Genomic DNA, 12881 nt, shown 5'->3' with positions numbered 1-12881 from the left:
CTCCTAGGTTGTAGATTATTTATGAAATCAAATGCGTTACGATGGAATGCGGCGCTAGCTCGCAGCTCGCAATCTCTTCGCCTAGACCTAACGTTACATTGTGTACTTCTTCGCTTTCATTCATCAGTACAACAGCAATGCTTCCGTCAGGATTACGGAATGCTGTGGTTAAGATGCCTTCTGCTTCAGACGTAAATCCGATCCGTACTGCACCTGGCGCAATGAATTTACTGAAATGCCCAATGTAATAATAAGAGCTGTTATAGTGCACTTCATCTGTTGTCGTATCTGCAATGATCGGTGCATCGCAGAGATTGCCTACATGGTTGGGACCTCCCGTCTCATCCAGTACCAGGTTCCAATCCAGGTATCCTTCTGTCCACGCATTTAGATCTCCAATCATGTTTCTGCCGTAACGTTCACCAGTAAACCATTCCCCCAGCTTAACGCCGCCCTCTTGGCAGCCTTCTGTGAACAACAGATGCTTGTCAGGAAATAAATCATGTACCTTTTCGACCTTGTCGAACTCCTCGCCTCCGTACCAGTGAATACCGGTCCCCCACACATACTTTGCTGCGTCAGGATCAGATAGTACTGCCGAAGCACGTTCGACCATAATATCGCGGTTATGATCCCAAATTACGATGTTCACATCTGAATGGCCTGTCTGATGCATCACCGGTCCAAGATAATTTTTAACAAAATCCCGTTCCTCTTCCGCACTATAAATACATGAATCCCAGACTTGAACGGCAGCCGGCTCATTCTGCACGGAAACCGCCCAAATTGGCACTCCCTCTTTTCCGTAAGCTTCAATGAACTTCGTATAGTAGCGTGCCCAAACCTCTGCGTATTCCGGCTTCAATGATCCACCGTTATTCATTTCACCATTTGTTTTCATCCATGCCGGAGGGCTCCAAGGAGAAGCCAGCATCGTGAATGCGCCGCCTCTTACTTCCATGGCGTCTTTTATCAGCGGAAGTACCCACTTATGATCACGAGAGATATCAAAAGTAGCTAGCTCTGTATCATGATCAGCAACATACGTATAATTTCCGAGGGCAAAATCACAGCTATGAATATGAACACGCCCCATGTTATAGCCTAATCCCTCTACAGGGTGGAAGTACCGATGAATAACCTCTGCCCGTTTCTCCGGGCTCAGGCGTGATAACGTATAGGCTGCAGCTTCAGTGAAAGCGCCGCCAAATCCAATCATCTTTTGAAACTCCTGCTCTGGCTTAAGCTCCACATCGGCAGACCCAGATCCTACTCTTGCGCTAAAAACAATTGCATCTTTTGGAGTTAAGCGTTCCCCTGTATCTTTTGCAGTTACCACAGTTTGAACTTTTGCCATTTCATCCATCTCCTCTGAATTGTTTTCTTACCAAGCATAAACGTCTTCGACGCCCTTTACTGGATCATTTTCCGATGTTATAGATTCGGAGCAATGAGCCACCGAAACAATCGAAACCGGTTTCGATTGTTTCGAAAAAAAATGATCTTTCGAAAGCAATTGAAAGAGCATTTTTATTTCAATGATTCGATTATAGCTCCATCCCACTAAATTAGATGTATCAAATACCACTAACTAGGAAAATAAAAGCTATGATGTCCTTTACTTTAGCAGGACTCTTTTCAGTTCGTCAAGATTTATCCTGATTTTAATACTAGCTAAATTCAGCTAATCGGAGGTGAACAAGACTCCCGTTCAACCACTTCCACCGGAACTATAATCGCTTCCTTATCTAACACTTTGCCTTCAATTGAAGCTAAAAGAATGTCAGCCGCACGGCTCCCAAGAAGTTCTGTATCCTGACGCACCGTTGTCAGTGCAGGTGTGACATACTCGGCAAGATCGATGTCATCATAACCCATAACTGAAATATCCATCGGTACGGAAAGTCCACTATCTTTAGCAGCCATAATAGCTCCTAAGGCTAATAAGTCGCCTGAAGCAAAGACCGCGGTTGGACGTTCAGGGAGCTTAAGAAGCTCCAACATCGCGTTATAGCCGCTTTCCCGAGAATAAAAGGCTCCGTTTACAACATAGGTCTTGGGTACTTTAAACCCTCGCTGCTTCATAGCGGACATATATCCCAGCTCCCGCATTTTTCCTGGAAATGTGTTCGTGCCACCAGAAATATGAGCAATCTTGCGATGCCCCAATGAAGCTAGATACTCCACCGCCAGCTGTGCCCCGACTGTATTGTCTGAGCATACCGTATGTGTCTCAGAGGTATCAAAATCCACGATAACCGTAGGAATATCACTCTCAAGCAGTTCACGGAAATACGGATCCTCATAATCGGACAAGAAGACAACAACGCCGTCTACGCCACGAATCCTGCAATTCTCTAAATAACCACTTTGCTTACCGCCGACATCTTTGGAGATAAACATGAGGGCATAACCCTTTTCCACGGCAACCTTCTTAAAGCTCTCGATCACAGCGCTGAAAAAGGGATGGCGAATACCAAATCCCGTATTCTCTACGAATAGCACGCCGATGGTCCACGATTTCTTAGTGGTCAATGTACGGGCATGTGAATTTGGCAAATATCCCATTTCTTGGGCAACCCGGAATATTTCCTGACGAGTTTTCTCCCGTACATCGGAATAATTATTAAACGCCTTAGAAACCGTTGTTGGAGAGTAACCGGTTCTTTTAGCAATATCGTATATCGTTGTCAAATCGGCTCGCTCCTTGCCCTGACAAATGAAATGCCTTATGTTCACTGCAATTTTAACGTCTTTCCGTACCGCCGTCCAGCGAAAAGTAACTTTGTACAGAGGGGAGTAGTGTAACCGCCTGAATCAACAGCCCTAGACTCATATAGATCAAATGTATAATTGCAACACTATTCAGCATGTACGTCTGCACCGTTATCCAAATAATTTGCCCAAACCCGATATACAGAGACATAGCCCAGAAGCTATATAATTTCTTAAAAGGATTTAATAATTCCACCAAGTGCCACTGAGGTCTCTTGATCAGACCATAAACAACGAGGAGGGGCAGTAAACCAAATACGATAAATAGCAGAATACCCGGGAATAAAAAATCTGAGAATGGCGATCTTTCCAGCATAGAAGTCGGCATTTTGATTAGATCCCCGCTTGGATCTATTACAAGAGCACCGCCCCCTCCTAACGCTCCAACCCCCAAAAAAATAAGAAGAATATAAAGCCATGTTACTGTACCCGGCCTTCCATTCGTTAATTCCATTTCACTTCCCCATTTCCAAATAAGAATTAGAGCAACCCTATCTAGAAAACGAATCTGCCCTTTTTATATTTTACAAGTTTTCCCTGTATTTCACCGAGATGCATATCACAAACTTCGCTGAGTTTTTGATTTTTTTACGTACGATGTGAACAACAGCGCTTTAAGTTATACTAAGTTTAGAAGCTAATATATTGCACCTGACCGATCTCATAAATAGAAGCCATCGAATCCTAAGCATGAACGCCTCCGACGTCCTTATAAGGACGCTAAGTGTTTAAGCGAGAAATTCAAGACATAAAGTATGGTGTGAAACTTATAAAACAAGGAGACAGGACATGCGTACACACGCGCTGCACCTAACATACCTATGAATGATACCGACCTTCTATCTACCAAACAGTGTGCTTATTGCCACAAACAAAAGCCACTCTCTGAGTTTCGCAGACGTACAGGCAAACGTTCCAAGGGGCAGTCACGCCGTGGTGCCTGCCGTGAATGTCGTAAACAACGGGAAGCACTAAATATAAAGCTCACAGCAAACCCCTTACTGGTAAAACCTGATATGGTCCAAACCCATCAGCAGGCTCTATTGGAACGCTCCAAAGAGGGGAAACCATCTTCCGCCGCTGCTTCTTCAGGACAATCCAATCCGAACCGCCGCGTACGTGGTTTGGAGCAGCGAAGAAAACATACACCTTCTCAAGGTGCGAAGATAAATCCTGAAGATCCGACCCAATTGATTCCCACTGCTAAAGGGATGATCATAATGCGTGGCCATAGCGATAAGGGACGGCGCTGGCATCAGGAAATCGATCTAGCCCTTGCGGTTACGCTAGTCAGGGAACATGCCGCTATCGTTGTGAATCGTCGAACCATAAGGCGGTTGTATAGCAATAAGGATTTTCGCGCTTATATCCTAGCTAGAGATAGCTATACCTGTTACTTCTGCGGCGCTTATGGGGATACTATTGATCATTTACTACCTCGCGCTAAAGGCGGCCATACAACCCCGGATAATTGCGTCTGCGCTTGCACGTTGTGTAATCAGACCAAAGCCGATAAATCTGTTGAGGATTTTATGGGCCGAATATAACCTCTTAAATCAAAAAGCCCTAATCTCTGAAGGCTGTTCTGTTCCCGTGAACAGATGCCTTGAGATTAGGGCCGCTTATTAATATGGAGAAGTATAGGCTATTTAGTTCCCTGTAATATTCTTAACTCGTCCTACCTGTCCGCTTGTTAATCTGACCTTAATGCCATGCGGATGCCGAGGCGAGTTCGTGAGAATATCTTTTACCGTACCGCGTGTCAGCTTGCCTGTAGGCTGATCCTGCTTAAGCACAATATCCACTTCAAGCCCAGGTCGAATATCCGCTCGTACTTGTCCGTTCATGATGTAATCCCCTTTCATGGGTTATAATGTTGTCAACTACAATAGATAAGGAGGAGCTGTTATGGCCTTCGGCATCAACAGAGAAGAATTATCCCGGTGGAAAAAAGCGGTCTCCGCAGGAGAGATCGCCTTCTTGACTCATTATTGGCTGGATCCGCGCTTTCCTGACATCACTACTGTGACCAAGGTGGGCTGCAGTAATCTTACCACACTGAAACATTGGTGCGAGAAGAATGGATTGCCTGCCCAATATATTCATAATCGTTCATCGTTTCCCCACTTTGACCTCATTGGACCTAGACAGGCAGAAATCCTTCGGCAAGAAGGGCAATGGGATCAGCTGGAACGTTTCAAAATGCTCTAATCTACGAAGAATTGTGATTCAAGGTTTATAGATTACTTCTTTTTGCGTAAATCCTGCATGATTTTACGACCGGTAGGTGTCTGTGCTAAACCGCCTCCCGCAGTTTCACGATGTTTCTCTGGCATTGCTGAGCCCACCTCAAGCATGACCTTGATGACTTCATCAGATGGGATCACACTACGAACACCCGCTAATGCCATATCTGCGGCGGCAAGTGCGGTAACTGCACCGAATCCGTTTCTAACAATACAAGGAATCTCTACAAGTCCACCAACCGGATCACAAATCAGACCTAAGGTATTCTTAAGTGCTAGCCCGACAGCATGCACTGCTTGTGCAGGCGTTCCGCCGCGTAGCTCGGTTAAAGCGCCTGCCGCCATCCCAATAGCAGAACCAACCTCAGCTTGACAGCCACCTTCCGCGCCCGATACAAACGAATTATTGGCAATGACATAACCGATAGCCCCGGCCGCGAACAATCCGGATACCATATAATCATCATCCCAGCCAAACCGCTCCTGACAGCTGAGAAATACACCCGGAATAATCCCGCATGAACCAGCAGTAGGGGTTGCAATGATCCGCCCCATAGAGGCATTCACTTCAGATACAGCCAGCGCGTAAGCCATAGCTTGACCTGCGGGTCCGCCTAGGCACGGCTCATCAGCTGCATTATATGCGCCTACACGCTGGGCATCCATGCCTGTAAGACCGCTGCGTGAAGTTGTATCTTCATGCATCCCGCGATGAACAGCCTCTTTCATCACACCATAATATTCACGCATCGTGGAGAATTCATGTTCACTGGAACGTCCAGATTCCGCGCTTTGCTCTTCGAGCATTAGCGCTCCAATGGTGAGACCCCGTTCCTCACACAATACAGCCAGCTCACTAAGTGTTTGAAAATTCATGTTAAACTTTCCTTCCCCTTCTCTTCTTGCTTACCTTCGTTTAGATTAACCAACTTCACCGATTTCACAGCAGTGAGCGCTTTAAGCGCTTCAATAAGCTCCGGTGTAGCTGCTTCATCCAGCTCCAGGACCGTTAAGGCTGCCCCACTGCGATTTTTTCGGTCCAGAGACATATGCCCTATATTAAACTGTCCGTTACGCATCACTTCCGTAACACTCGCCAGAACACCTAAATAATCCATATGATTAATCAGAACCGTTGGATAGATCCCTGTAAGCTTCACCCCAAAACCGTCGATATCGACAATCTCGATGTTCCCGCCACCAATAGATGTCCCTATTAGTGTCAGTTTGCTTCCTGTTTCTTGTCCGATAAGGTTCAGCTTAACTGTGTTGGGATGTGGAAACAGGCCTGTTCCCTGTTTAAAAGAAACTTCCATCCCTGCTTCAACCGCCAGTTCTAGGGAATCTGGAAGCCTATGATCGTCGGTAGTGAAATCAAGTAACCCTCCAACAATCGCTCGATCTGTACCATGTCCCTGATAAGTTGCTGCAAAAGAACCGAAAAATGTTACCTCGGCTACACGCGGTACTTCTCCTAACACCTGCCTTGCAGCCCTCCCGATCCGTGCCGCTCCAGCGGTATGTGAGCTTGAGGGACCGACCATTGCCGGACCAATAATTGAAAATACATCCTTAAAACGCATAAAAGACCTCCTGCCTGCAAGAATAGGCAATTATCGTACTCCTATATAGTATACTGCACTAGCTGTCGGAGTTCACCGTGACATTTGCTGTGATATACAATGCCTAACATTGCTTATTCAAAGGCTAGTATTTCTATTTCATGCCCTGAGTATCACAAGATATCCTGGGAGTACAGCATAATTCCACTTCTATACTGCCAGCCCATCCCTTCCCAGAACCCTCTTCCTTGTTCGTTGGTTCCAATAACCATCAGGTGACATTTGGCAATACCGGCTGTACGGAGATTCTCAAGACAGCGAGTCACAAGCTTACGACCAACACCCATCCCCCGGCAGTCATTATGAACTGCAACATGATACATGTAGCCTCTTCGCCCATCATGCCCGCATAATGCCGTACCTACCATCTGGCCATCTTCATTCTCACAAATCTGGCTAAAGCCTCGGTTATGCGCCAGATAACGCAGAATTTCCGGCTTTGAATCCGCTTCGCTAAGTCCCATCCCCTCTGCATGCTCCCACAGCTGATAAGCAGCTTCATAATCATCCGCAACCATTTCTCTATAAATCATACTTGTCCCCTCGCTTGTACAGAACGGCATAAAGCATGAAGAGCACTTCGAGGAAGCTTTTCCAGCTCCAGCAGCGCTTCGTAAGGATCTCCCACTAATCCCAGAGCTTTCGCAAAGGCAGGCTCTGTCTTCCATCCACTTGTCTTTAAAAAAATGATTTGTTTGCGAAAAGCATCATCCATTTGAGCTAGAATTTCAGCTTCAACGATCATATGCAAATAACCATTCTGGAGCTCCGTTCGCCTCGGCTGTCCAAACAGTTCTATAGGCCAGCCCTTTGCCATAAAGTTAATTTTCGTTCGAGGTATGCCTTGAACCACCCGCGATTCGCTAACAAACCCCTCCATGGCTCCAAAATATCGAACAACTAGCGCCTTAAACTTCGCAGAATCATGAACCTCGCAAATGATATCCAAATCGCTGCCCTCCACTTGAATTCCAAGCGGTATTGTCCCAACCAACAAGGGATTATAGTCCGTTAGTAAATTCATAATATCCAGCTCTGTAAGAAGGTTATAGACCTCTTTCTGAACCGCGGTTCCACGATTCAAATCATCGATTTTTCGCCAATCATTCACTTTGGACAAGCGCCTCCTCCGACTCGGGTTTATAAACGCATATGTATTAAAGACAGCGCACGCTTTTCTGGGCGCAAGCATAGAAATATACGGAGGATAGAAGGCAAGGAGGAGTGTATTAGAAAAATGAATCCCACCTACCCCTATTATGGGGAACGAACAGGATGTAAGGACCAGCCCGTCATTTTCCCCACACAGCACCAAAGCCGCCAGCCAAGTCTAGAAAATCAAATGAATCCCCGCCGACGTGTATTCATGTCAACGGTGAAGACATGGGTACAAGCTGATACACAACACACCATGAGAGGAATGTATACCTATGAATAAGATGCCCGATTATGATATTCCTTCTGTCCGTTTAACAAGTGGCATGTATGCCTTAACAAAATTAGCCTGCGCAGGGCTAACGTACGTCCTTATCTCCTTACTTATGCTTGGGTTTCCACAACATAACGGCGTACCTGAGGGTTGGCCTCTTTCAATCCCATATGCGATTTACGCTTATGGACTGCCAGCAGCACTAGTAGCCGATGTTCTGCTGCGCCTCCTACGCTCCACATCCCACATCGTTTCCCTTGTTGTATACGTTGCCGCAGGTTTCGGTGCAGGTCTATGGCTAGCAGCAGAACAAGGTGCAGATCTACTGCTATGGGGTTTTGCAGGAATTTTGGGACTGTTGCTGCTACGGGTGACGCAACTGGGTGTGGAGCGCTCCCCTCTGCTACTGCCTGTATTTGCACTATTTCTACCGCTGCTCTGCTTACTGCTGTTATAAGCTGCACTCAGAGTGCTTCTATGATATCACCGGCAATGATAGCCGCTGGATTATTGCGCTGACGGGCAGCTCTCTCCCCTGCTAATCCGTGTAAATATACACCAAAAGCTGCTGCCTGTGTCTCATTCAGTCCCTGAGCCAGCAGGCTGGAAATGATGCCCGTTAGCACATCACCGGCTCCACCAGTGCCCATGCCGGGATGGCCTGTGGTGTTTACATAAGCTTGCCCTTCTGGCGTTGCTATAACCGTATGTGTTCCTTTTAATACGAGTGTAATCCCATGCTCTTTCGCATAACCTGTAGCCAGTCTGATGCGGTCCCGTTGCACCTCAGCTGTTGTTATACTAGCAAGGCGAGCCATCTCACCTGGATGAGGCGTCAGAATCACGGGATGGCGTCTACTTGCCCAGCTCTTGTAATCAGCTTCAGCTAATATGTTCAAGGCATCGGCATCGATCACCAGAGGACAATCCGTTCCTTCCCAGAGATTGCGAAGCCATTCTGTATCGGCCTCAAATCGACCAAGACCGGGACCAACGGCAAGAACATCTCGCTCTTTACTTAGCTTCAGCAGCTCTGAAACGCTCCCTGCTTTCCAGGTTCCATCTTCATTGCCTCCAACATCGGCCAGCATGAGTTCAGGGGCAGAACCGATGATAGCAGACATCAGCTTCTGAGGAAGCGCCCATGTCACCAACCCACAGCCTGCCCGGAGCGCAGCACGGGCAGAGAGCAGTCCGGCACCGCTCATTCTTAAGGTGCCGGCGGCAAGAAGGACATGCCCATAAGTGCCCTTATGGCCCTCAGGCGAACGCCGGCGGGCTATATCTACGCCTAGATGGGCATGCAGCACTTCCGGTGTCAGCAGGTGAACCTGCACACCGCTTTCTGAGGCCAGAGAAGTCGGAATGCCGATGGCCCGGACCTTCACATGCCCCGCAGCGCCTGCGCCGGGGTACTGCAGGAGGCCTCGCTTGAGAAACGCGAGGCATACCGTCACCGACGCATGAATGCAAGGCTCATGCGTCTCACCCGTGTCCGCGTTCAGACCACTCGGGATGTCCGCGGACACAATCACTTTGCCGCTGCTGTTCGCTGCGGCAATCAGCTCCGCATAGGCGCCGCGCGGGGCTCCCGCGGCGCCGGTGCCGAGCAGCGCATCCAAGATGCCGCTGCACTCGGCAAGGTCCAGCCGGTCCCTGCCGTATACCACGGCAGGCAGGCCCATGGCTGCAGCCGCATCGCGCTGCAGGGCGGCCTCGCCGGAGAGCGACTCCGGCGGCACCGCATAGACGAGCGTGACGGCAATGCCCGTCTCGCAAAGGTACCGTGCGGCGGCGATGCCATCGCCGCCGTTGTTGCCTTTGCCGACGAGGATGAACCATCGCTCGTCGGCGGCATGGTCCAGGGTCAGCGCATGATCTGCGCTGACCTGAAATGCCGCGACGGGAAGCGCGGCATCCGTCCGCCCGGCGTCTTCTCCATCGGCTGCATTTCTGCAGCTCGCTCCACCTCTCCGCCGGCACAGCGCAACAATCTCCTCTGCGATCACTCTTCCCGCATTCTCCATCAGCGCAATCGCTGGAATCCCCAGCCGCTGGATCGTTTCTCCATCCAGCTGCCGCATTTGCTCAGCAGTTACCAGATACATGATTCGGCCCCTTTCCGCTACACTTCAATCCACAACTAGCTTGATATCAATAAGCTACAGTAAATCTCGTCCGGCTAAAATTCCCCTCTTCCAGCTCGTCTACCATAGCTACAGCAAAATCCTCCACACTAATCATGCTTTCGCCATTCTCATCAAAAACGAGACGGTCGAGTCCAATGCGAAATTGACCTGTACGTCGACCTGACTGAACTTCCGCGGCAGGACTGGCATACGTATAGTCCAGCTCTGTGTTTTTATAGATTTCATAAGCTTCCACATGTGCCTCAGCCAACGGTCTAATCTCAGCAGGGAATTTTTCCGTATCCATCAACAGCTCTCCGGTTTCTGTCTTCAAACTGCCCGCACCACCAACAACCAGCAATCGATTAAGCCCAGCTTCTTGCATTCCCCCTACAATCGCCTTCGCTGCTGTTATCAAATCCTTCTCTTGGCCGACTGCTGGACCGTAAGCACTAATGACCTCTTCATGTCCACGGACTGCAGCTGCAACTGAAGCAGCATCTAGAACATCTACTGTCGTGATGTGCAGACGTTCATGTTCAAGAGTGAACGTTTCTGGGTTACGTACCGCAGCGGTTACCTCATGTTTTCTTTTTAAAGCCTCCTGTACAATCGCCTTTCCAATCGTTCCTGAAGCACCCAATACTACAACATCCATCTGTTTTTCCTCACTTTGTTTAGATAAGGTCATTGTACGACCTTCCTACTTATTTGTATTTTCAATACTCGTCTCAATAGCTTTTCCCTTACAACCTTTAAACATTATTTATCCCACGAGGGTTATTTAAAATCAGATTCCCAATAAGTTAACTTCCAAACGAAAAACCCCTTAACCAACACAAGGGGCACTCTCTACTGAACAGCATGTACTCGCATTAAGGGCGCAAAAACATTCCCTGAGAACGTGGCATGACCGATTCAAAGCCATATTGTGCATACAATTTCGAGGCTTCCCCATCTGCAATCAGACTTACATAAGCCTTGTCCGGTACAGTATGAAGAAATTGCCTAATTTCCCCCATGATCAATTTGCCTAAACCCCGTCCTTGATGTGAAGGCTTAACCGCGATATCCGTGACCTGAAAAAAGCATCCCCCATCGCCAATCACCCTGCCCATCCCGATCAAGGTATTCTCCTCATACAAGGTAACCGCGAAAATAGATCGAGGCAATCCTATCCCAGCCCCTTCCGCGCTCATTTCACTCAGACCAGCTTCTTTTCTCAGCGCTAAATACTGTTCCACTGAAGGACATTCATGACGTATATCCAGCTTTCCTGTCGTCCCCATACCGTTCTCCTCCTAGCTCTTTAACATACACTAAGCTTAGCACCGTTCAGCATTGCTGTTCCAACTATATACGACTCTGTGGTACACAGGCAAGGATCAGCATAGTTCAGGTAACGCTTACCCCTCTTCCCATATTGAACATACAACAGTTTCTCGGAATAACGGAATGTCTGTCCAAAAATAATAAAGCCGCCTAGCACATACGCAAGGCGGCTTTTGGAATCAACGATTCTCATTAAACTATGCAATTACTCCCATTAATCTGATTAGCACATCTGGTATATCATTTCACTACCACAAAAACAAGTCGTTCCCCTTTAACTTGAACACAGCTTCCATGAAATAATAATCGCCATAAATGATTGAAACATGAATGTCTTTATGATGATACGCTGCTGAACCGTTCATTAAAAGATGATCGGAATCGGTCGTCCAGTCGCAGCGAGTAGCGTCCACTGTTCTCAGGAGCTTCAGCGCAGCGTTCAGGTAGACCTCCTTTTCGTGCTCGCCAACAACTTGGGTGATCTCGATCAGTCCGCAAGCTGCGATCACCGCTGCCGTGGAGTCTTCGTAAGCGGGCTCCTTCGGTTGCCGGAAATCGACTGGAATAACCCCGTTATCCGGAATATTAGCCATAAAATAATGCGCCACCCGTTTGGCCGCCTGCAAATACTCCGGCTTTCCCGTATGTGTATAACTGATCATAAAGCCGTATAAAGCCCAGGTCTGCCCACGTGTCCAGGACGAGCCATCCTCGTAGCCTTGGCCGCCGTAAGTTCGGACTACTCCTCCATGGAACGGATCAAACTCCACGATATGGTTCACGGAACCGTCCGGCCTGATAAAAGCTTCTAAAGCGGTGTCCGCATGCCTCATTGCGATTTGCGCATATCGCGGATCGTTAGTCTCTTCGCTCGCCCAATAGAGAAGCGGGAGATTCATCATGCAGTCCACGATCGCCCACCCTCTTGTATCTTCGCTGGCCGTATCATCGTTCCAAGCGCGGATAAATCCGCCTGCCAGATTAAATCGTCCAGCAAGTAAGTTGGCGGCATGCATTGCCCTCTTACGGGATTCCGGATTTCCGGTAACTTTATAATTGGCCAAGCTCGTAGGCAACCACATAAATCCGACATCATGATGCAGACCGTAGAATTGATGGAAGCAGGCATCCAATGCATCTTCCGTGAAATTGGCGATTTCCTTGTACTTCTGAGCGCCGGTTTCATGGTGCATGAGCCACATCATACCGCCCCAAAATCCATTCGTCCACCAGTTGATATCTTTTTCAATCTGATTGTCGTGCGTGCCATTTCTTGTCGTATATGGAATTTTGCTTCTTGATCGTTCACATACGGCGTCCATTTTGTCCGTTAGTTTAGAAATGACAT

The 12881-nt window shown here is 48.0% G+C and carries 16 protein-coding genes; 3 read left to right on the top strand and 13 right to left on the bottom strand.

Features of this window, described 5'->3' with window-relative positions:
* Nucleotides 1–19 precede the first annotated feature (19 nt).
* The 3 genes from ACDZ28_RS10510 to ACDZ28_RS10500 all read right to left on the bottom strand — a co-directional run bounded on the left by ACDZ28_RS10510 (nt 20) and on the right by ACDZ28_RS10500 (nt 3229).
* Nucleotides 20–1357 carry a glycoside hydrolase family 30 protein gene (locus ACDZ28_RS10510; protein WP_339288963.1) on the bottom strand — a complete coding sequence of 446 codons (1338 nt, stop codon included), beginning with the start codon at nt 1355–1357 and terminating at the stop codon, nt 20–22.
* A 323-nt stretch (nt 1358–1680) separates the two neighbouring features.
* Nucleotides 1681–2694, bottom strand: a complete 1014-nt coding sequence (locus tag ACDZ28_RS10505; protein ID WP_339288961.1) for a LacI family DNA-binding transcriptional regulator — start codon at nt 2692–2694, stop codon at nt 1681–1683.
* 52 nt (nt 2695–2746) lie between these two features.
* Complete coding sequence (locus ACDZ28_RS10500) at nt 2747–3229, bottom strand: hypothetical protein (protein ID WP_076116620.1); 483 nt, start codon at nt 3227–3229, stop codon at nt 2747–2749.
* A gap of 367 nt (nt 3230–3596) precedes the next feature.
* Between ACDZ28_RS10500 and ACDZ28_RS10495 the strand changes: the two genes are divergently transcribed.
* Entirely contained in the window at nt 3597–4322 is a 726-nt protein-coding gene (locus ACDZ28_RS10495) for an HNH endonuclease (RefSeq protein ID WP_375104601.1), read from the top strand.
* A gap of 102 nt (nt 4323–4424) precedes the next feature.
* Here the strand turns inward: ACDZ28_RS10495 and ACDZ28_RS10490 are convergent, their stop codons facing one another.
* Nucleotides 4425–4622 (bottom strand): YwbE family protein, encoded by a 198-nt coding sequence (locus ACDZ28_RS10490; protein ID WP_042123710.1) that lies wholly within the window; start codon nt 4620–4622, stop codon nt 4425–4427.
* A 61-nt stretch (nt 4623–4683) separates the two neighbouring features.
* Between ACDZ28_RS10490 and ACDZ28_RS10485 the strand changes: the two genes are divergently transcribed.
* Complete coding sequence (locus ACDZ28_RS10485) at nt 4684–4986, top strand: hypothetical protein (protein WP_042123708.1); 303 nt, start codon at nt 4684–4686, stop codon at nt 4984–4986.
* Between the two features lie 32 nt (nt 4987–5018).
* Here ACDZ28_RS10485 and sdaAA read toward each other — a convergent pair whose 3' ends face one another.
* The 4 genes from sdaAA to ACDZ28_RS10465 all read right to left on the bottom strand — a co-directional run bounded on the left by sdaAA (nt 5019) and on the right by ACDZ28_RS10465 (nt 7754).
* Nucleotides 5019–5897 carry an L-serine ammonia-lyase, iron-sulfur-dependent, subunit alpha gene (gene sdaAA, locus ACDZ28_RS10480; protein WP_042123707.1) on the bottom strand — a complete coding sequence of 293 codons (879 nt, stop codon included), beginning with the start codon at nt 5895–5897 and terminating at the stop codon, nt 5019–5021.
* A complete protein-coding gene (sdaAB, locus tag ACDZ28_RS10475; RefSeq protein ID WP_042123705.1) occupies nt 5894–6604 on the bottom strand; it encodes an L-serine ammonia-lyase, iron-sulfur-dependent subunit beta in 711 nt (236 codons plus the stop codon). Before sdaAB ends, sdaAA begins: the two co-directional genes overlap by 4 nt.
* 152 nt (nt 6605–6756) lie before the next feature.
* Nucleotides 6757–7176 carry a GNAT family N-acetyltransferase gene (locus ACDZ28_RS10470; protein ID WP_375104600.1) on the bottom strand — a complete coding sequence of 140 codons (420 nt, stop codon included), beginning with the start codon at nt 7174–7176 and terminating at the stop codon, nt 6757–6759.
* Nucleotides 7173–7754, bottom strand: a complete 582-nt coding sequence (locus ACDZ28_RS10465; protein WP_375104599.1) for a DUF4269 domain-containing protein — start codon at nt 7752–7754, stop codon at nt 7173–7175. Before ACDZ28_RS10465 ends, ACDZ28_RS10470 begins: the two co-directional genes overlap by 4 nt.
* A gap of 319 nt (nt 7755–8073) precedes the next feature.
* Here ACDZ28_RS10465 and ACDZ28_RS10460 point away from each other — a divergent pair, with 319 nt between their 5' ends.
* On the top strand, nt 8074–8529 hold the full coding sequence (locus ACDZ28_RS10460) for a hypothetical protein (protein ID WP_052414434.1): 456 nt from the start codon (nt 8074–8076) through the stop codon (nt 8527–8529).
* A 7-nt stretch (nt 8530–8536) separates the two neighbouring features.
* Here ACDZ28_RS10460 and ACDZ28_RS10455 read toward each other — a convergent pair whose 3' ends face one another.
* The 5 genes from ACDZ28_RS10455 to ACDZ28_RS10435 form a co-directional block, all read right to left on the bottom strand.
* A complete protein-coding gene (locus ACDZ28_RS10455) occupies nt 8537–10180 on the bottom strand; it encodes an NAD(P)H-hydrate dehydratase (protein ID WP_375104598.1) in 1644 nt (547 codons plus the stop codon).
* Nucleotides 10181–10226: 46 nt separating this feature from the next.
* Entirely contained in the window at nt 10227–10859 is a 633-nt protein-coding gene (locus tag ACDZ28_RS10450) for an NAD(P)H-binding protein (RefSeq protein ID WP_339291217.1), read from the bottom strand.
* Between the two features lie 217 nt (nt 10860–11076).
* Nucleotides 11077–11490 carry a GNAT family N-acetyltransferase gene (locus ACDZ28_RS10445; RefSeq protein ID WP_042123695.1) on the bottom strand — a complete coding sequence of 138 codons (414 nt, stop codon included), beginning with the start codon at nt 11488–11490 and terminating at the stop codon, nt 11077–11079.
* 20 nt (nt 11491–11510) lie between these two features.
* Nucleotides 11511–11726, bottom strand: a complete 216-nt coding sequence (locus ACDZ28_RS10440; protein WP_042123693.1) for a hypothetical protein — start codon at nt 11724–11726, stop codon at nt 11511–11513.
* 55 nt (nt 11727–11781) lie between these two features.
* Nucleotides 11782–12855 (bottom strand): glycoside hydrolase family 88 protein, encoded by a 1074-nt coding sequence (locus ACDZ28_RS10435; protein ID WP_375105334.1) that lies wholly within the window; start codon nt 12853–12855, stop codon nt 11782–11784.
* Nucleotides 12856–12881: the final 26 nt, after the last annotated feature.

It is taken from the genome of Paenibacillus sp. RS8 (assembly GCF_041956825.1).
Lineage (GTDB): Bacteria > Bacillota > Bacilli > Paenibacillales > Paenibacillaceae > Paenibacillus_AQ.
This window is presented reverse-complemented; position numbering and strand designations above follow the sequence as displayed.

Coding starts and splice junctions, on each gene's coding strand:
- ACDZ28_RS10435 (WP_375105334.1), bottom strand. CDS start 12,855: ATGGACGCCGTATGTGAACGATCAAGAAGCAAAATTCCATATACGACA.
- ACDZ28_RS10470 (WP_375104600.1), bottom strand. CDS start 7,176: ATGATTTATAGAGAAATGGTTGCGGATGATTATGAAGCTGCTTATCAG.
- ACDZ28_RS10450 (WP_339291217.1), bottom strand. CDS start 10,859: ATGGATGTTGTAGTATTGGGTGCTTCAGGAACGATTGGAAAGGCGATT.
- sdaAA (WP_042123707.1), bottom strand. CDS start 5,897: ATGAATTTTCAAACACTTAGTGAGCTGGCTGTATTGTGTGAGGAACGG.
- ACDZ28_RS10440 (WP_042123693.1), bottom strand. CDS start 11,726: ATGAGAATCGTTGATTCCAAAAGCCGCCTTGCGTATGTGCTAGGCGGC.
- ACDZ28_RS10490 (WP_042123710.1), bottom strand. CDS start 4,622: ATGAACGGACAAGTACGAGCGGATATTCGACCTGGGCTTGAAGTGGAT.
- ACDZ28_RS10455 (WP_375104598.1), bottom strand. CDS start 10,180: ATGTATCTGGTAACTGCTGAGCAAATGCGGCAGCTGGATGGAGAAACG.
- ACDZ28_RS10510 (WP_339288963.1), bottom strand. CDS start 1,357: ATGGCAAAAGTTCAAACTGTGGTAACTGCAAAAGATACAGGGGAACGC.
- ACDZ28_RS10500 (WP_076116620.1), bottom strand. CDS start 3,229: ATGGAATTAACGAATGGAAGGCCGGGTACAGTAACATGGCTTTATATT.
- ACDZ28_RS10460 (WP_052414434.1), top strand. CDS start 8,074: ATGAATAAGATGCCCGATTATGATATTCCTTCTGTCCGTTTAACAAGT.
- ACDZ28_RS10495 (WP_375104601.1), top strand. CDS start 3,597: ATGAATGATACCGACCTTCTATCTACCAAACAGTGTGCTTATTGCCAC.
- sdaAB (WP_042123705.1), bottom strand. CDS start 6,604: ATGCGTTTTAAGGATGTATTTTCAATTATTGGTCCGGCAATGGTCGGT.
- ACDZ28_RS10485 (WP_042123708.1), top strand. CDS start 4,684: ATGGCCTTCGGCATCAACAGAGAAGAATTATCCCGGTGGAAAAAAGCG.
- ACDZ28_RS10445 (WP_042123695.1), bottom strand. CDS start 11,490: ATGGGGACGACAGGAAAGCTGGATATACGTCATGAATGTCCTTCAGTG.